The 17,920-nt window shown below is 71.7% G+C and carries 19 protein-coding genes; 16 read left to right on the top strand and 3 right to left on the bottom strand.

What is annotated here, in order from left to right; translation table 11 throughout:
- Positions 1 to 9 precede the first annotated feature (9 nt).
- On the top strand, positions 10 to 447 hold the full coding sequence (locus ACF062_RS08715) for a VOC family protein (protein ID WP_392137050.1): 438 nt from the start codon (positions 10 to 12) through the stop codon (positions 445 to 447).
- Here the strand turns inward: ACF062_RS08715 and ACF062_RS08710 are convergent.
- Both ACF062_RS08710 and ACF062_RS08705 read right to left on the bottom strand, forming a co-directional pair.
- Positions 430 to 1,164, bottom strand: a complete 735-nt coding sequence (locus tag ACF062_RS08710; protein WP_392137049.1) for a DUF6597 domain-containing transcriptional factor — start codon at positions 1,162 to 1,164, stop codon at positions 430 to 432. The genes ACF062_RS08715 and ACF062_RS08710 overlap by 18 nt on opposite strands.
- A 10-nt stretch (positions 1,165 to 1,174) precedes the next feature.
- The gene (locus ACF062_RS08705) at positions 1,175 to 2,113 is read right to left on the bottom strand and encodes an AraC family transcriptional regulator (protein WP_392137048.1); all 939 of its coding nucleotides are present in this window, start codon (positions 2,111 to 2,113) and stop codon (positions 1,175 to 1,177) included.
- A gap of 80 nt (positions 2,114 to 2,193) precedes the next feature.
- Here ACF062_RS08705 and ACF062_RS08700 point away from each other — a divergent pair, with 80 nt between their 5' ends.
- Positions 2,194 to 3,042 carry an SDR family oxidoreductase gene (locus tag ACF062_RS08700; protein ID WP_392137047.1) on the top strand — a complete coding sequence of 283 codons (849 nt, stop codon included), beginning with the start codon at positions 2,194 to 2,196 and terminating at the stop codon, positions 3,040 to 3,042.
- Positions 3,043 to 3,093: 51 nt separating this feature from the next.
- On the opposite strand, the gene ACF062_RS08695 is transcribed toward ACF062_RS08700, so the two are convergent.
- On the bottom strand, positions 3,094 to 4,227 hold the full coding sequence (locus ACF062_RS08695; RefSeq protein WP_392137046.1) for a YihY/virulence factor BrkB family protein: 1,134 nt from the start codon (positions 4,225 to 4,227) through the stop codon (positions 3,094 to 3,096).
- Positions 4,228 to 4,244: 17 nt separating this feature from the next.
- Between ACF062_RS08695 and ACF062_RS08690 the strand changes: the two genes are divergently transcribed.
- The 14 genes from ACF062_RS08690 (at position 4,245) to ACF062_RS08625 (ending at position 17,920) form a co-directional block, all read left to right on the top strand.
- A complete protein-coding gene (locus tag ACF062_RS08690; protein WP_392137045.1) occupies positions 4,245 to 5,879 on the top strand; it encodes an acyl-CoA dehydrogenase family protein in 1,635 nt (544 codons plus the stop codon).
- 264 nt (positions 5,880 to 6,143) lie between these two features.
- Positions 6,144 to 7,442 carry a GAF domain-containing protein gene (locus ACF062_RS08685; protein ID WP_392137044.1) on the top strand — a complete coding sequence of 433 codons (1,299 nt, stop codon included), beginning with the start codon at positions 6,144 to 6,146 and terminating at the stop codon, positions 7,440 to 7,442.
- A gap of 101 nt (positions 7,443 to 7,543) precedes the next feature.
- Positions 7,544 to 8,131, top strand: coding sequence for a GNAT family N-acetyltransferase (locus tag ACF062_RS08680; protein WP_392137043.1), 588 nt, complete (start codon positions 7,544 to 7,546; stop codon positions 8,129 to 8,131).
- Positions 8,132 to 8,266: 135 nt separating this feature from the next.
- Positions 8,267 to 8,350: a putative leader peptide gene (locus ACF062_RS08675; protein ID WP_320591900.1), complete on the top strand. Its 84-nt coding sequence runs from the start codon at positions 8,267 to 8,269 to the stop codon at positions 8,348 to 8,350.
- Positions 8,351 to 8,490: 140 nt separating this feature from the next.
- On the top strand, positions 8,491 to 10,188 hold the full coding sequence (locus ACF062_RS08670) for a nitrite/sulfite reductase (protein ID WP_392137042.1): 1,698 nt from the start codon (positions 8,491 to 8,493) through the stop codon (positions 10,186 to 10,188).
- A complete protein-coding gene (locus ACF062_RS08665; protein ID WP_392137041.1) occupies positions 10,185 to 10,364 on the top strand; it encodes a hypothetical protein in 180 nt (59 codons plus the stop codon). The genes ACF062_RS08670 and ACF062_RS08665 overlap by 4 nt, the downstream gene beginning before the upstream one ends.
- The gene (locus ACF062_RS08660; protein ID WP_392137040.1) at positions 10,361 to 11,077 is read left to right on the top strand and encodes a phosphoadenylyl-sulfate reductase; all 717 of its coding nucleotides are present in this window, start codon (positions 10,361 to 10,363) and stop codon (positions 11,075 to 11,077) included. The genes ACF062_RS08665 and ACF062_RS08660 overlap by 4 nt, the downstream gene beginning before the upstream one ends.
- Positions 11,074 to 11,643 carry an adenylyl-sulfate kinase gene (gene cysC / locus ACF062_RS08655; RefSeq protein ID WP_392137039.1) on the top strand — a complete coding sequence of 190 codons (570 nt, stop codon included), beginning with the start codon at positions 11,074 to 11,076 and terminating at the stop codon, positions 11,641 to 11,643. The genes ACF062_RS08660 and cysC overlap by 4 nt, the downstream gene beginning before the upstream one ends.
- A 91-nt stretch (positions 11,644 to 11,734) precedes the next feature.
- Complete coding sequence (cysD, locus tag ACF062_RS08650) at positions 11,735 to 12,673, top strand: sulfate adenylyltransferase subunit CysD (protein WP_392137038.1); 939 nt, start codon at positions 11,735 to 11,737, stop codon at positions 12,671 to 12,673.
- A 2-nt stretch (positions 12,674 to 12,675) separates the two neighbouring features.
- Positions 12,676 to 14,028 (top strand): sulfate adenylyltransferase subunit 1, encoded by a 1,353-nt coding sequence (locus tag ACF062_RS08645; RefSeq protein ID WP_392137037.1) that lies wholly within the window; start codon positions 12,676 to 12,678, stop codon positions 14,026 to 14,028.
- 264 nt (positions 14,029 to 14,292) lie between these two features.
- Positions 14,293 to 15,396 (top strand): ABC transporter substrate-binding protein, encoded by a 1,104-nt coding sequence (locus ACF062_RS08640; RefSeq protein ID WP_392137036.1) that lies wholly within the window; start codon positions 14,293 to 14,295, stop codon positions 15,394 to 15,396.
- Between the two features lie 36 nt (positions 15,397 to 15,432).
- A complete protein-coding gene (locus tag ACF062_RS08635; RefSeq protein ID WP_392137035.1) occupies positions 15,433 to 16,224 on the top strand; it encodes an ABC transporter ATP-binding protein in 792 nt (263 codons plus the stop codon).
- Positions 16,211 to 17,149 (top strand): ABC transporter permease, encoded by a 939-nt coding sequence (locus tag ACF062_RS08630; protein ID WP_392137034.1) that lies wholly within the window; start codon positions 16,211 to 16,213, stop codon positions 17,147 to 17,149. Before ACF062_RS08635 ends, ACF062_RS08630 begins: the two co-directional genes overlap by 14 nt.
- Before the next feature lie 6 nt (positions 17,150 to 17,155).
- Positions 17,156 to 17,920, top strand: a complete 765-nt coding sequence (locus tag ACF062_RS08625) for a sirohydrochlorin chelatase (RefSeq protein ID WP_392137033.1) — start codon at positions 17,156 to 17,158, stop codon at positions 17,918 to 17,920.

Genomic DNA, 17,920 nt, shown 5'->3' with positions numbered 1-17,920 from the left:
CTCTCGGCCATGAACAGCACACCCACTTCCACGTCCGCGCCCACACGCGTACCGAGGTTCGATCTGATCGGGCTCGTCGTCTCCGACATGGCCGCCTCGCTCGCCTTCTACCGCCGCCTCGGCCTGGAGTTCGCCGAGGGCGCCGAGAGCGCGCCGCACGTCGAGACGGTGCTCCCCGGCGGGCTGCGCGTCGCCTTCGACACGGAGGAGACCGTGCGGTCCTTCCACGAGGGGTGGCGGCCCCCGGCCGGTGGTGGGCGGATCGGGCTCGCCTTCCACTGCGGGACGCCCGAGGGCGTCGATGCGACGTACGAGGAGTTGACGGCCGCCGGGTACAAGAGCGATCTGGCACCCTTCGACGCGTTCTGGGGGCAGCGGTACGCGGTCGTGCTCGACCCGGACGGCAACGGCGTCGACCTCTTCGCGCCGCTAGAGACCACCGAGTAGTTCGGTGAGCGACATGCCCGTCAACTCCCGCACGTCGCGCGTCAGATGGGCCTGGTCGGCGAAGCCCGCCACGGCCGCGGTCCGCGCGTACGGCACTCCTTCGCGGGCCAGGGCCAGTGCGCGCTGGAGGCGCAGCACGCGGGCGAGCGTCTTCGGTCCGTACCCGAAGGCGGGCAGCGAACGGCGGTGCAGCAGGCGGGTGTTGACGCCGAGGGTGGCCGCCGTCCGCGCGACGGACCGGCCGGCGTCCAGGGATCTGACCACTGCCGTGAGGAACGGGTCGGGTGGTCCTGTGTCGGCGGCGCGCCTGAGGGCGAGGGCTTCCAGGGCGGCCACCGGATCGGGCGCGCCGTCCACCCGCCCCACCAGGCGGCGCGCCGTCGCCGCGCCCCACAGGTCGGCCAACTCCACGCGCTGGTCGCGCAGTTCGTCGGCCGGGACGCCGAGGAAGGCGGGGGCGGTGCCGGGGTGGAAGCGGATGCCGACGTAGCGGCCGCCGGACTCCGCCGCGCCGGGGACGTACGCGCGGGTGTCCGGGCCCGCGACGAACAGCCGGCCCTCGGTCCACAGCAGGTCCATGCAGCCGTCGGGCAGTACGGGACGGACGCCGTCGGGGGTGCCGGGGACGCCCGAAGCCGTGCGCGTCCACACGACCGCGCCGGTCAGCCGGGACGGCCGCTCCCGGTACGTCCTTTGGTCGCCGGTCTCGTGGGCCACGTACGGAAGGCTACGCCGCGCGGGTGCGGTGCTCCTGCGGGCTGATGCCGTGGACCCGCTTGAAGGCGCCGGACAGGGCGAACGCGCTGCCGTAGCCGACCTTGCGGGCTACCGCGCCGATCGTCAGCTCGCTGTCGCGCAGCAGGTCCGCGGCGAGCGCGAGCCGCCAGTTCGTCAGGTACGTCATCGGAGGCTCCCCCACCAGGTCGGTGAAGCGCCTGGCCAGCGCGGCCCGGGAGACGCCGGCCTTCGAGGCGAGGTCCTGGATCGTCCAGGGGTGCGCGGGATCGTCCTGGAGGAGGCGCAGGGCGCGGCCGACGACGGGGTCGCCCATCGCCCGGTACCAGGCGGGGGCCGCGGCCTCGGGGCGGGAGAACCAGGCGCGCAGGGCGGCGATCAGGAGGAGGTCCAGGAGCCGGTCGAGGACGACGTCCTGGCCGGGCTCGTCCTTGCTGATCTCGTCGGCGAGCAGCGGGGTGAGCGGGCAGTCCCACACCTCGGTGGGCAGCACGAGCAGCGGCGGCAGCGCGTCCAGGAGCCGGCCGGTGAGTTCGCCCCGCAGCTGGTAGGTGCCGATCAGCATCTCCACGGAGCTGTCGTGGGACTCGCCCCAGGCGCGCAGCCCGAGCCCGGCGTACTTGCCGGACGGGGCGCCGCCCAGCGGCACGCAGCGCTCGCCCGGCTGGATCTCGGCGAACGCCTCGGTGGTGGGGTCGTCGGCGCAGGTGTAGTGGTCGGGCCCGCGGGCGATGGCGAGGTCGCCGGGCCGGATGCGCTGCGCGGGCGCCCCGTCCTCGGGGACGATCCACGCGCTGCCGCGCACCATGATCATGACCGACAGGGGGGCCTCGTCCGCGATGCGCACGGACCAGGGCGGGTCGAACAGCGCGCGGATCATGAAGGCCCCCCGGGCGCGCGGGCCCTCCAGCAAGCCTGCGATTACGTCCATGGCGGCAGCGTAGACGCAGGCGTATGGGCGTGAGCGCCTCGGCGATGGTCCGGGCACGGGCCGGGCAGTTGACTGAAGCCATGACGACGGACACGGTGAACATGACGGTTCTGGTGACGGGCGCGACCGGGCGGGTGGGGCGCAGGGTGATGGAGTCCGCCGAGGCGGCGGGGCTCACGGTGCGGCCGGCCTCACGGGCGGGCGCCGTGCGGTTCGACTGGGCGGACCGGTCGACGTGGGCGGACGCCCTGCGGGGCGCCGACGCGGCGCACCTCGCCTATCTGCCGGATGTGGGGGCGCCCGGCGCGGCCGAGGCGGTCGGCGCGTTCGCCCGCCTCGCGGTGGAGCTGGGCGTGGAGCGGCTCACGCTGCTCTCGGCCCGCGGCGAGCACCAGGCGCACGCCACCGAGCAGGCCGTGCGGGACTCCGGGGCCGAGTGGACCGTCGTACGGGCGGCGTGGTTCGCGCAGAACCTCGGCGAGGGGCCGCTGCTGGACGGGATGCGGGGCGGGGAGCTGGTCTTCCCCGGCGGCGAGGTGCTCGAACCGTTCATCGACACGCGGGACATCGCGGACGTGGTGGTGGCGGCACTGACCGGCGGCGACCGGTTCGCCGGCCGGACCCTGGACCTCACCGGCCCCCGGCTGCTGTCGTTCCGGGAGGCGGTGGCGGAGGTGTCGGCGGCGGCCGGGCGGGAGATTGCCTACGTACCGGTGTCCGCGCGGGAGTACGGGGCGGCCCTCGCGGAGTTCGGAGTGGCGCCCGAGGAGGCGGAGTTCCTGGTCGAGCTGTTCGAGACGAACCTCGACGGCCGCAACGCGAAGCTCTCCGAGGGGGTGCGGGAGGCACTGGGCCGGGAGCCGAGGGACTTCGCGGAGTTCGCCGAGGAGTGTGCGCGGGAGGCGGTACTCAGCCCCTCCGGCGTTTGAGGAGCGGGGTCCGGGGCCGGAGCCCCGTGCACGCCGGAGGGAACCGACGCATCACTCAGGGGGCTGATCCGTGCCGTTCTTCTTCGCATGCGTCCGCAAGCGTGCCGTCACGTCGTCCGGCGGCAGGAAGCGGGACCAGCGTTCGGGGAACTCGGAGGGCATCTCCGGGTCGTCGGGGTCGAGTCCCTCGCGCGCGGCTGCCGCGCGGGCGATGACCTCGGCGGCCTGGGCCTCCCTTATGCGGTCGTTGGCGGCGCGCGCCGCGGCCGTGGCGACGGACGGCCAGACGCGGTCGATCGCCGCGTTGACGGCCGCGCCCACGAGGACCGCGAAGGCCGAGACGCCGATCCACAGGAGCACGGCGACCGGTGCCGCGAGCGAGCCGTAGATCGTGGGGCCCTCCACCGTGCTGGTGAGGTAGATGCGCAGCAGGAAGCTGCCGAGCACCCACATGGCGAGCGCGATCAGCGCGCCCGGCATGTCCTCGACCCATGGCGAGCGCACCGGTACCGACACGTGGTACAGCGTCGTCAGGAAGACGATGGAGAGGATGACGACGACCGGCCAGTAGAGGATCTGGACGACCGTCGTCGAGCCCGGCAGCAGCTTCACCACCGCGTCGGGTCCCGCCACCATCAGCGGCAGCGCGACCGAGCCGATGAGCAGCGCCACGATGAACAGGCCGAAGGCGAGGAGCCGCGTCTTGACGATGCCGCGCACGCCGTCGAGGCCGTACATCACGGTGATCGTGTCGATGAAGACGTTGACGGCGCGCGAGCCGGACCACAGGGCGAAGACGAAGCCGATGGAGATGACGTCGGGGCGGCCGACCTTCATGACGTCCTCCAGTATCGGCTGCGCGATCTGGCTCACCCCCCGGTCGGACAGGACCGTGCGGGACGCCTCCAGGATGTTGTTCTCGACGCTGGCGATGGTGTTCGCGCCGGTCCACCGGTCGACGTAGGCGAGCAGCCCGATGAGGCTCAGGAGCAGCGGCGGCACGGAGAGCAGCGTGAAGAACGCCGCCTCGGCCGCGAGCCCCAGGATGCGGTACTCGATGCACGAGTTGACGGTGTCCTTGAGCAGCAGCCAGGCGGTCCTGCGCTTGGAGACGTCGCGGTACAGAGCGCGGGCCCGTTTCCAGCGTCCGGAGGGCCGCCCGGGTGTTTCATTTGCCTGGTGCACCTCCTTACCGTAGCGGCATGGCAGCCACCACCCACACAGTGACCAACCAGGCTCCGCCCCTGGTGGGATATGACGTATTCGCGTCCGACCGGGCCCTCGTGGAGGGCGTCGAGCGGCATCTGGACCCGGCGCTCCTCGATTCCGCCCGCGAGGACCTCTCGGTGCTCGGCCGCAGCGCCGGTTCCGCCCAGGCGCAGGAGTGGGGTGCGCTCGCCAACGACCACCCGCCCGTGCTGCGCACCCACGACCGGTACGGCAACCGGATCGACGAGGTCGACTTCCATCCGTCCTGGCACCGGCTCCTCGGCAAGGCGGTCGGCGCGGGTCTGACCGCGGCCTGGTCGCGGCCGGGCGGGCATGTGCGGCGCGCGGCCGGGTTCCTGGTGTGGACCCAGACCGAGGGCGGCCACGGCTGTCCGGTGTCGATGACGCACGCCGCCGTGCCCGCGCTGCGCGCCGATCCCGCGCTCGCCGCCGAGTGGGAGCCGCGCCTGACCTCCACCATCTACGACCAGGGTCTGCGCCCTGCGTCGCAGAAGGCGGGTGTCCTCTTCGGGATGGGCATGACGGAGAAGCAGGGCGGCAGCGACGTACGGGCCAACACGACGCGTGCGGCGGCGCTCTCGGAGGAGGGGACGTACGAGCTGAAGGGCCACAAGTGGTTCTGTTCGGCGCCCATGTCCGACGGCTTCCTGGTGCTCGCGCAGGCCGAGCAGGGGCTGACCTGCTTCCTCGTGCCGCGGGTCCTGGAGGACGGCACGCGCAACCCGTTCGCGATCCAGCGGCTCAAGGACAAGCTGGGCAACCGCTCCAACGCCTCCAGCGAGGTCGAGTTCGACGGGACGTGGGCGCGCCGGGTGGGCGAGGAGGGGCGGGGGGTGCGCACCATCATCGAGATGGTCGCGGCGACCCGCTTGGACTGCGTGCTCGGCTCGGCCGCGCTGATGCGGCAGGCCGTCGCGCAGGCGGTGCACCACGCCACGTACCGGGAGGCGTTCGGCGGCAAGCTGATCGACAAGCCGCTCATGCGCAACGTCCTCGCCGATCTGGCGCTCGAATCGGAGGCGGCGACGACGCTGGCGCTGCGGCTCGCGGCCGCGTACGACGACGGGAGCGAGCAGGAGCGGGCCTTCCTGCGGCTCGCGGTGCCGGCCGCCAAGTACTGGGTGACCAAGCGGTGCACGCCGATGGTCGGCGAGGCCCTGGAGTGCCTGGGCGGCAACGGCTACGTCGAGGAGTCGGGGATGCCGCGGCTGCTGCGCGAGGCGCCGCTCAACTCCATCTGGGAGGGGTCGGGCAACGTCCAGGCGCTGGATGTCCTGCGGGCGCTCCAGCGTGAGCCGCAGGCCCTGAACGCGTTCCTCCAGGAGGTCGGCAGGGCCCGGGGCGCCGATCACCGGCTGGACGGCGCGATCAAGGACCTGCTGACCGAACTGGCCGACCTGGAGGGCATCGAGGCGCGGGCCCGACGGCTCGTGGAGCGCATGGCGCTGGTGCTCCAGGGGTCGCTCCTTGTGCGGTACGCGCCCGCGGAGGTGGCCGACGCGTTCTGCGCCTCGCGGCTCGGCGGGGACTGGGGCGCGGCGTTCGGCACGCTGCCGCACAGCCTGGATCTGGCCACGGTGGTGGAACGGGCCGCTCCGCGGTCCTGAACGATGACACGGGGGTGGTGCTGCGCCGACACGGCACCACCCCCGCACTTCAGGCCCCTTGAGGAGCGTGAACACCGCACGGGCGGTGTGGTGACCAGATTCAGTCACCGCACAGCCGTTCGCGAGAGTTGCATGAGGTTGCAACGTGGACGGCGCCCGGCGTCACTTGATTCATCGTCGAACCATCACCTCGGGCCGCGCGTACAAGGCACGATGAGTGGATGCCTCGTACGCACCGGTCTGGCCGGAAAGGACCCAGTGGTGATGAACGCCCCTTCGACGATCGATCTCGCGCGGATCTCCGCCATGGACCTCGCGCACGCCGCGCGGCTCCTGAAGGGGGTGCGGGACGCGACGCTCGCCGGGCAGCGGCCGCGGGTCATGCCGCGGCCGGTGATCCGCGAGTCCTGGGGGCGCATGATGACCGGCGGGGTCGACCCGGACCGCGACGTCCGCTCCCGGCTGCTCGACGAGGAGGAGCTGGAGGAGCGCCGCCGCGCCTCGCCCCTCCTGCCCGTCCTGCCGGTCCTGCGCGACGCCCTGGTCACGGTGGCGGACGCCGCGCAGCACATCATGGTCGTCTGCGACGCGGACGGCCGGGTGCTCTGGCGCGAGGGCAGCTCCTCGGTGCTGCGCAAGGCGGACGCGCTCGGCTTTGAACCGGGCGCGGACTGGAGCGAGGGCGTCGTCGGCACGAACGGCGTCGGCACCCCGCTGGTGGTGCGCCGCCCCGTGCAGGTCTTCTCCGCGGAGCACTTCGTGCGGACCCACCACTCCTGGACGTGCACGGGCGCGCCGGTGACCGATCCGCGCGACGGCACGCTGCTCGGCGTCGTCGACGTCAGCGGCCCGCTGCGGACCATGCATCCGGCGACGATGGCCCTGGTCGGCTCGGTGGCCAAGCTCGCCGAGGCCCGGCTGCGCGAGCGGCATGTGACGGCGCTCGAGCGGCTGCGCGCGGTGGCCGCCCCGGTCCTCGCGCGTCTGGCGGGCCGGGCCCTCGCCGTGGACACGCACGGCTGGACGGCCGCGGTCACGGGCATGCCCGCCGCGGACCGGCTGGCCCTTCCCAAGTCCCTCGCGGCGGGCCGCGCCTGGCTGCCCTCGCTTGGCACCTGCCGGGTGGAGCCGCTGCCCGGCGGCTGGCTGCTGCGTCCCGAGGATCCGCGCGAGGCGCCGGAGCCGCTGCCCGCGACCCGGCTTGTGCTGGACGTGAGCGGACCGCGCCGGTGGACGCTCGCGATGCTCGGCGGGGCCCGCGACTGGACCCACGACCTGAGCCCGCGCCACGCGGAGCTGCTCTATCTGCTCGCCACGCACCGCAAGGGGCGCAGTGCGTCGGGCCTGGCCGAGGACATGTTCGGCGATCCGGCGCGGACGGTGACGGTCCGGGCCGAACTCTCCCGGGTGAGGCGCTACTTGGGCGCTCTGCTCGCCCACCGCCCCTACCGCTTCCACGAGGACGTCGAGGTGGAGCTGATCCTCCCGGACCATCCGGCGAGCCTCCTGCCGCACTCCGCCGCGCCGGCGATCCGGCGGGCGAGGAGCGTGGCGGAGCCTTGAGCCCCCTCATGACCTTGATCCCCCTCTCATGGCTTGAGCCTCCTCATGACCTTGAGCCCCCTCGTGGCATGCCGTCGCGGGGCCGTGATTCGCTGAGCCCCATGAGTCTCACCGTCACCACATGGTCGCTGGAGCAGACGTCTCCCGCCGATCTGCTGCCCGCCGCCGCACCCGACACCGAGGTGCGGATCGTGCGCGCGGAAGTACCCTCGCCCGAATTCAGCCGGTTCCTGTACGCGTCCGTGGGCGGGGACATCAGCTGGACCGACCGGCTGTCCTATACCTATGCGCAGTGGCGGAAGCTGCTGGAGCGGCCGGGCGTGGAGACGTGGGTCGCGTACGACCGGGGGACGCCCGCCGGGTACGTGGAACTGGCGGCGCGGGGCGAGCGGGGGGACGCGGCGCCCGGCGTCGTCGAGATCGTGTACTTCGGGCTGCTGCCGGCCTTCCGGGGGCGCCGGATCGGCGGGCACCTCCTCTCGTACGGGGTCGCGCGCGCCTGGGACCTGGCCGAGCGGTGGCCGGGGCTCGCGCCGACCGAGCGGGTCTGGCTGCACACCTGTTCCAAGGACGGCGAGCACGCCATGGACAATTACCTGCGGCGCGGCTTCAAGCTCTTCGACACCAAGGTCGAGCAGGAACCGGAAGTCGCCCCTCCAGGCCCGTGGCCGGGGGCCGAGCGCGACTGACGTACGCCCGTCGGCACCCCCGCCGCCGCTTCGATCTCTGTGACCCACACCACCCCTGTCCACGATGCGGGACAGGGGTGTCCACATTTTGGATAATGCTGGACTGGGTCGAAAGTCCCGTGACACGCTTCCGTCATGGATCGCACTGGAATTGCCTTGGTGAGTCGGCGTCACGTCGACCTCGGCCGCATGTCCAGCGCCATGTGTCCGGCCTGCTGATCAGCTCAGCACCGCCGCACATCCCCATCACCGATCTTCTTTGATCCCCTCCCTGCGCAGCGCCGCGCGCACATGTCCGCATGCGCCCATACCCGCAGGTCAGAGAGCCGCTTTTCCGCTGCCTTAAAGGACGTAGACCCATGCCCGCCACGCCAGAGAAGCCCGCCCCAGCCACGCCCCGCCGCAAGGCGAGCCGTCACCGCGGCGAGGGCCAGTGGGCCGTGGGTCACTTCACGCCGCTCAATGGGAACGAGCAGTTCAAGAAGGACGACGACGGTCTCAATGTGCGGACACGCATTGAGACGATCTACTCGAAGCGCGGCTTCGACTCCATCGACCCGAACGATCTCCGTGGGCGGATGCGCTGGTGGGGCCTTTACACCCAGCGCAAGCCCGGCATCGACGGCGGCAAGACGGCGATCCTGGAGCCGGAGGAGCTGGACGACGAGTACTTCATGCTGCGCGTGCGCATCGACGGCGGGCGGCTGACCACCGAGCAGCTTCGCGTCATCGGCGAGATCTCCGAGGAGTTCGCGCGCGGCACCGCCGACCTCACCGACCGGCAGAACGTGCAGTACCACTGGATCCGCATCGAGGACGTCCCCGAGATCTGGCGGCGGCTCGAAGCTGTGGGGCTCTCCACCACCGAGGCCTGCGGTGACACGCCGCGCGTCATCCTCGGCTCGCCCGTGGCGGGCATCGCCGAGAACGAGATCATCGACGGCTCCCCCGCCATCGACGAGATCCAGCGCCGCTTCATCGGCAACCCCGAGTTCTCGAACCTCCCGCGCAAGTTCAAGTCCGCGATCTCCGGCTCCCCGCAGCTGGACGTCGCCCACGAGATCAACGACGTCGCCTTCGTCGGCGTGCACCACCCCGAGCACGGCCCCGGCTTCGACCTCTGGGTCGGCGGCGGCCTCTCCACCAACCCGAAGCTGGGTGTGCGGCTCGGCGCCTGGGTGGCGCTGGAGGACGTACCGGACGTCTACGGCGGCGTCATCGGCATCTTCCGCGACTACGGCTACCGGCGGCTGCGCAACCGCGCCCGCCTGAAGTTCCTCGTCGCCGACTGGGGCCCGGAGAAGTTCCGCCAGGTCCTCGAGGACGAGTACCTCGGGCGCAGGCTCACCGACGGGCCCGCGCCCGAGCAGCCCGCCGGCACCTGGCGCGACCACCTCGGCGTGCACCGGCAGAAGGACGGCCGTTTCTACGTCGGCTTCGCGCCCCGCGTCGGCCGCGTGGACGGCACCACCCTCACGAAGATCGCCGAGGTCGCCGAGGCACACGGCTCGGGACGGCTGCGCACCACCGCCGAGCAGAAGATGATCGTGCTCGACGTGGCCGAGGACCAGGTCGACCCGCTCGTCTCCGCCTTGGAGGCGCTCGACCTGAAGGTCAACGCCTCGCCGTTCCGGCGCGGCACGATGGCCTGCACGGGCATCGAGTTCTGCAAGCTCGCCATCGTCGAGACCAAGGCGCGCGGCGCCTCGCTCATCGACGAACTGGAGCGCCGCATCCCGGAGTTCGACGAGCCGATCACCATCAACATCAACGGCTGCCCGAACGCCTGCGCCCGCATCCAGGTCGCCGACATCGGCCTCAAGGGCCAGTTGGTCCTGGACGACGACGGCAACCAGGTCGAGGGCTACCAGGTGCACCTGGGCGGCGCGCTCGGCCTCGACGCCGGCTTCGGCCGCAAGGTCCGCGGCCTGAAGGTCACCGCGGACGAACTGCCCGACTACGTCGAGCGGGTCCTCAAGCGCTTCCAGACGCAGCGCGCCGACGGCGAGCGGTTCGCCACGTGGGCCGCCCGCGCCGACGAGGAGGCCCTGACATGAGCGAGCGCGCGGCGCCCTTCCACTGCCCATACTGCGGCGACGAGGATCTGCGTCCGAACGAGACCGGGCACGGCGCGTGGGAATGCGCGGCGTGCAATCGCGCCTTCCAGCTGAAGTTCCTCGGGCTGCTCGCCCGGGGCGTTCAGCGCACCGACGGTGGAGGGGACGGGTCATGACGACCACTCAGCACCAGGAACAGCGTACGGACGAGGAGTTGAAGGCGCTCGCCGAGCAGGCCGGCCGTGACCTGGAGGACGCCTCCGCCCTGGAGATCCTCCAGTGGACGGCGGCCACCTTCGGCAAGCGGTTCTGCGTGACCTCCTCGATGGAGGACGCCGTCGTCGCCCACCTCGCCTCGCGGGCCATGCCGGGTGTCGACGTCGTTTTCCTCGACACCGGCTACCACTTCCCCGAGACGATCGGCACCCGCGACGCCGTCGAGGCCGTGATGGACGTCAACGTCCTTACGCTGACGCCTCGTCAGACGGTCGCCGAGCAGGACGCCGAGTACGGTCCGCGGCTGCACGACCGCGACCCGGATCTGTGCTGCAAACTGCGTAAGGTCACGCCGCTCGAAGAAGGTCTGGCACCATACGCCGCATGGGCCACGGGATTGCGCCGCGACGAGTCGACGACCCGCGCGAACACGCCGGTCGTCGGCTGGGACGAGAAGCGCCGGAAGGTCAAGGTGTCGCCGATCGCCCGCTGGACGCAGGAGGACGTCGACGCGTACGTCGCCGAGCACGGCGTGCTCACCAACCCCCTCCTGATGGACGGCTACGGCTCGGTGGGCTGCGCTCCGTGCACCCGCCGTCTGCTGGAGGGCGAGGACGCGCGGGCCGGCCGCTGGGCCGGGAACGCCAAGACCGAGTGCGGGATCCACGGATGACCGCGGCAGAGCAAGAGACTCAGGAGAACCACGTGAGCGGAGCCACCGTCTGGCTCACCGGCCTGCCCAGCGCCGGCAAGACGACCATCGCGTACGAACTGGCGGGCCGCCTGCGCGAGGAGGGCCGCCGCGTGGAGGTCCTCGACGGCGACGAGATCCGCGAGTTCCTCTCGGCGGGCCTCGGCTTCAGCCGCGAGGACCGGCACACCAACGTGCAGCGCATCGGCTACGTCGCCGAACTCCTCGCCCGCAACGGTGTCTTGGCGCTGGTGCCGGTCATCGCGCCGTTCGCGGACAGCCGTGAGGCGGTCCGCAAGCGCCATCAGGCGAACGGCACCGCATATGTGGAGGTGCATGTCGCGACGCCGGTCGAGGTCTGCTCCGTACGCGATGTGAAGGGCCTGTACGCCAAGCAGGCCGCGGGTGAGATATCCGGGCTGACCGGGGTCGACGACCCCTACGAGGAGCCCGTCTCGCCCGATCTGCGCATCGAGTCGCAGGACCAGACGGTGCGGGAGTCCGCCGAGGCCCTGCACACGCTGCTCACCGAGAGGGGTGTCCTGTGAGCGACGCATGCGCGGCCGCCCGGCCGCTGACGACCACGAGGCCCGCGCCTCCGCGCCGTGCAGGCGAAGAAGCGAACGAAAGGGGTGCAGCATGACGACCGTCGCCACGACGCCCGGCGAGGGAACCGGCAGCCCCTACGCCCTGAGCCACCTGGACGCCCTGGAGTCCGAGGCGGTGCACATCTTCCGCGAGGTGGCGGGCGAGTTCGAGCGGCCGGTGATCCTCTTCTCCGGCGGCAAGGACTCCATCGTCATGCTGCACCTGGCGCTGAAGGCGTTCGCCCCGGCGGCGGTCCCCTTCTCGCTGCTGCACGTGGACACCGGGCACAACTTCCCCGAGGTCATCGAGTACCGCGACCGGGCGGTGGCCAGGCACGGGCTGCGGCTGCACGTCGCGTCCGTGCAGGAGTACATCGACGCCGGAAAGCTGCGCGAGCGCCCCGACGGCACCCGCAATCCGCTTCAGACCGTGCCGCTCACCGAGAAGATCCAGAGCGAGAAGTTCGACGCGGTCTTCGGCGGCGGGCGCCGCGACGAGGAGAAGGCCCGCGCCAAGGAGCGGGTGTTCTCGCTGCGGGACGAGTTCTCGCAGTGGGACCCGCGCCGCCAGCGCCCCGAGCTGTGGCAGCTCTACAACGGCCGCCACGCCCCCGGCGAGCACGTCCGCGTCTTCCCGCTGTCCAACTGGACCGAGCTGGACGTGTGGCAGTACATCGCCCGCGAGAGCATCGAACTCCCCGAAATCTACTTCGCGCACGAGCGGGAGGTGTTCAAGCGCTCGGGGATGTGGCTGACCGCGGGTGAGTGGGGCGGCCCGAAGGACGGCGAGACGGTCGAGAAGCGGCTGATCCGCTACCGCACCGTGGGCGACATGTCCTGCACCGGCGCCGTCGACTCGGACGCCACCACGCTGGACGCCGTCATCGCCGAGATCGCCGCCTCCCGCCTCACCGAACGCGGGGCCACCCGGGCCGACGACAAGCTCTCCGAGGCCGCGATGGAAGACCGCAAGCGCGAGGGGTACTTCTAACCATGAGCAACACCACCGCCACCACGGAGCAGTTGGGCGACCTGTCGGCCACCACGCTGCTGCGCTTCGCGACCGCCGGGTCCGTCGACGACGGCAAGTCCACCCTGGTGGGCCGCCTCCTGCACGACTCCAAGTCAGTCCTCACCGACCAGTTGGAGGCCGTCGAGCGCGTGTCCGCCAGCCGCGGCGCCGACGCCCCCGACCTGGCGCTGCTCACCGACGGCCTGCGGGCCGAGCGCGAACAGGGCATCACCATCGACGTGGCGTACCGCTACTTCGCCACCGCCCGGCGCCGGTTCATCCTGGCCGACACCCCGGGCCACGTGCAGTACACCCGCAACATGGTCACCGGCGCGTCCACGGCCGACCTCGCCGTCGTCCTGGTCGACGCCCGCAACGGCGTCATCGAGCAGACCCGCCGCCACGCCGCGGTCGCCGCCCTGCTGCGCGTGCCGCACGTCGTCCTCGCCGTCAACAAGATGGACCTCGTCGCGTACGACGAGCGGGTCTTCGCCGAGATCGCCGAGGAATTCACCGCGTACGCGCTCGAGTTGGGCGTCCCGGAGATCACCGCGATCCCCATCTCCGCGCTCGCCGGCGACAATGTCGTCGAGCCGTCCGCGCACATGGACTGGTACGGCGGCCCCACCGTCCTTGAGCACCTGGAGACGGTCCCGGTCAGCCACGACCTGACCTCGTGCCACGCGCGGCTGCCCGTGCAGTACGTGATCCGGCCGCAGACCGCCGAGCACCCCGACTACCGCGGCTACGCGGGGCAGATCGCCGCCGGCACCTTCCGCGTCGGCGAGTCCGTGACGGTCCTGCCCTCGGGCCGCAGCTCGAAGATCACCGGGATCGACCTGCTGGGCAAGGCGGTGGACGTGGCGTGGACGCCGCAGTCCATCACCCTGCTCCTGGAGGACGACATCGACATCTCGCGCGGCGACCTCATCGTGCCGAGCGGTGACACCCCGCCGACCTCGCAGGACATCGAGGCGACGGTCTGCCATGTCGCCGACACGCCGCTGAACGTCGGCCAGCGGGTGCTGCTCAAGCACACCACCCGCACGGTCAAGGCGATCGTCAAGGAGATCCCCTCGCGGCTGACCCTGGACGACCTCTCCCAGCACCCGGAGCCCGGCCGGCTCGTCGCCAACGACATCGGGCGCGTGAAGGTCCGTACCGCCGAACCGCTGGCGCTCGACTCCTACGCGGACTCGCGGCGGACCGGATCGTTCCTCCTGATCGACCCGGCGGACGGCACGACGCTCGCGGCGGGCATGGCTGGCGAGGCCTTCGCCACCGCCGCCGAAGAGGCCGCCCCCGCCTCGGACGACGAGGGCTGGGACTTCTGACATGGCCCGTCTCGACATGTTCTCGACCTTCGCGAAGGAGGGCGGCCGCATCGGCAGCGGCGCCCTCGGCAGCGGGCAGGGCGGGGTCGCACGATGTGCGGCGTGACGCCTGCGGCGGGGGCGGTGCACGCGCACCGCCTGCGCGCCCACCGCCGCCCCGTCCTGTGGGGCACCCCCGTACGACATACGCGAAGACGACGACCTGCCGACCTCCCGGCCACGACCTGACGGCGTGCGCCCGGGCCGACGAGAGGAACACCTCCCGTGCCTGCACCACGTACCCGACGCACCGCCCTGCTGGCGCTGCCGCTGCTGGCCCTGACGCTCGGCGCCTGCGGCTACGGCTCCGAGTCGGTCGAGAACGAGGGCAAGGCCAAGATCGCCGCGGGCGCGGAGAAGATCGACGGCCTGGACAGCGTGCGGATCGGCTACTTCCCGAACCTCACCCACGCCACCGCCCTGGTCGGCAACCGCGAGGGCCTGTTCCAGAAGGAGCTGGGGGGCACGGAGGCGAAGTACTCGCAGTTCAACGCGGGTCCTTCGGAGATCGAGGCGCTGAACGCGGGCTCGATCGACATCGGCTGGATCGGCCCCTCCCCCGCCATCAACGGCTACACCAAGTCCGCGGGGAAGAACCTGCGCATCATCGGTGGCTCGGCCTCCGGCGGCGTGAAGCTCGTGGTGAACCCCGGGAAGATCAAGTCCCTGGACGACGTCAAGGGCAAGAAGATCGCGACGCCGCAGCTCGGCAACACCCAGGACGTGGCGTTCCTGAACTGGATCGCCGAGCGGGGCTGGGACGTCGACGCGCAGAGCGGCAAGGGCGACGTGTCGGTGGTCCGCACCGACAACAAGATCACCCCGGACGCCTACAAGTCCGGTTCCATCGACGGCGCGTGGGTGCCCGAGCCAACCGCGTCCAAGCTGGTCGCCGAGGGCGGCGAGGTCCTCCTCGACGAGGCGGACCTGTGGCCGGACAAGAAGTTCGTGATCACCAACATCATCGTGAAGCAGAGCTTCCTCGACGAGCACCCGAAGGCCGTCGAGGCCGTGCTGCGCGGCGCCGTGAAGACCAACGCCTGGATCGAGAAGAACCCGGACAAGGCGAAGGCCGCCGCGAACGCCCAGCTCGAGACGGACTCCGGCAAGCCCCTGCCCGCCAAGGTGCTCGACCCGGCGTGGAAGTCCATCACCACGACCGACGACCCGCTGGCCGCCACGCTGGAGGCGGAGGCGGACCACGCGGTCAAGGCCGGCCTGCTGGAGAAGCCGGACCTGCGGGGCATCTACGACCTCCGTCCGCTGAACAAGGTCCTGCGCGCCGAGGGCAGGCCCCCGGTCGACGACGCCGGTCTCGGCGTCAAGTAGCCCGTCCAGAAGCCGAGTTCCCAGGAGGTGACGACCATGGCGACCACTCTCGCCAAGGCCGCGGAGGACATCCGCACCGAGACAACGCACGCCGCCCGGATCGAGCACGTCTCGAAGTCCTTCGCCGGACCCGCCGGGTCACAACTCGTGCTCGACGACATCTCGCTCGATGTCGCGCCGGGCGAGTTCGTCACCCTCCTCGGAGCCTCGGGCTGCGGGAAGTCGACGCTGCTCAATCTGGTCGCCGGGCTCGACAAGCCCTCGGCGGGCGCCATCACGACGGACGGCCGCCCCGCCCTGATGTTCCAGGAGCACGCGCTCTTCCCGTGGCTGACCGCGGGCAAGAACATCGAACTGGCCCTGAAGCTGCGCGGCGTACCGAAGGCGGAGCGCCGCCCGAAGGCCGAGGAGCTGCTGGAACTCGTCCGGCTGCACGGCGCCTACCGCAAGCGGGTGCACGAACTGTCCGGCGGCATGCGCCAGCGCGTGGCGCTTGCGCGGGCTCTGGCGCAGGACAGCCGGCTCCTGCTGATGGACGAGCCGTTCGCGGCGCTCGACGCGATCACCCGCGACGTGCTGCACGACGAGCTGACCCGCGTCTGGCGCGAGACGAACGTCTCCGTCCTCTTCGTCACGCACAACGTCCGCGAGGCCGTGCGCCTCGCCCAGCGCGTCGTGCTCCTCTCGTCGCGTCCCGGCCGGGTGGCGCACGAGTGGCAGGTCGGCATTCCGCACCCGCGCCGCATCGAGGACTCCGCCGTGGCGGAACTGTCCGTCGAGATCACCGAACAACTGCGTGGGGAGATCCGCCGCCATGGCCAGCACTGAGACGTCCGGTCCGGTCAGTGAGACGGCCGGTCCGGCCGGCGGGACGCCCGTGAAGGAGGACGGCCAGGACCTCGCCGGTCTTGAGGCGGGCCTCGACGCTCTGGAGACGACGGCGGGGCCCACCCGCACGCCGGTGCGCCAAGTCCTGGTGCAGAAGGTGCTGCCGCCGCTCACCGCGGTGCTGTTGGTCCTGGTGGTCTGGCAGGTGCTGGTCTCCTTCAAGGTGGTCGACGACCCGAGCAAGCTGCCCTCGCCGTCCGCGGTGTGGGACGAGGTGCGCACGGCGTGGTTGCAGGGCACGCTCCTCGACTACATCTGGACGTCCGTCTCACGCGGCCTGCTCGGCTTCCTGCTCGCCCTGGCGATCGGTACGCCGCTCGGCCTGATCGTCGCCCGCGTGCGGTTCATCAGGGCCGCGATCGGCCCGATCCTCTCCGGTCTCCAGTCGCTGCCGTCGGTGGCGTGGGTGCCGCCCGCGGTGCTGTGGCTGGGCCTCAACAACCAGATGATGTACGCGGTGATCCTGCTCGGGGCGGTGCCCTCCATCGCCAACGGCCTGGTGTCGGGCGTCGACCAGGTGCCGCCGCTGTTCCTGCGCGCGGGCCGCACGCTCGGCGCGACGGGGCTGCGGCACACCTGGCACATCGTGCTCCCGGCGGCGCTGCCCGGCTATCTGGCGGGGCTCAAGCAGGGCTGGGCGTTCTCCTGGCGTTCCCTGATGGCCGCGGAGATCATCGCGTCGTCGCCGGAGCTCGGCGTGGGCCTCGGCCAGCTCCTGGAGAACGGCCGCAACGCCAGTTCCATGCCGATGATCTTCTTGGCGATCTTCCTCATCCTGATCGTCGGCATCGCCATCGACCTGCTCATCTTCAGCCCGTTGGAGCGGCGCGTGCTGCGCGGCCGTGGGCTCCTCGTGAAGAGCTGACCCGCCATGCGACGTCCCGTACTCCTCGTCATCGCCCACGGCAGCCGCGACCCGCGGCACGCCGCGACCGTGCACGCGCTGGCGCGCCGGGTACGGTCGCTGCGTCCCGGCCTGCGGGTGGAGACGGCCTTCCTCGACTTCGACACGCCTTCCGTGCCGGCCGTGTTGGACCGGCTCGCGGCCGAAGGCGTACGGGACGTCGTGGCGCTTCCCCTCCTCCTGACGCACGCGTTCCACGCGAAGGCGGACATCCCCGCGGTGCTGCGCGAGGCCCCCGCGTGTCTGCGCATCCGCCGGGCGGCGGTCCTCGGCCCGTCGCCGCTCCTCCTCTCGGCCCTGGAGCAGCGGTTGTACGAGGGGGGGCTCGACCCCGCCGACAAGCCCTCGACCGGGGTCGTGCTGGCCTCGGCGGGGTCCTCCGACCCGGAGGCGATCGCAGTGATCGCTGAAATCGCGCGGGAGTGGCGGCACACCGGTTGGTGCGCCGTGCGGCCTGCGTTCGCCTCCGCATCTCTGCCGCGCACGGAAGACGCGGTGCGCGCGCTGCGGGACGTACCGGGGGTACGGCGGGTGGCCGTCGCCCCCTACGTCCTCGCGCCCGGCTTCCTGCCGGACCGCATCGCGCGGGGCGCCGCGGGGGCCGACGTACTGGCGGACGTGCTCGGCCCCGCACCGGCGGTGGCGCGGCTGCTCGTGCGGCGCTACGAAGAGGCGTACGCGCCGGACACCTGCCCTGTTGCTCCTCTGGCGCGGATTCCCGCACTGGCCTAG

It is taken from the genome of Streptomyces sp. NPDC015345 (assembly GCF_043078805.1).
In the GTDB taxonomy this organism is placed as follows: Bacteria; Actinomycetota; Actinomycetes; order Streptomycetales; family Streptomycetaceae; genus Streptomyces.
This window is presented reverse-complemented; position numbering and strand designations above follow the sequence as displayed.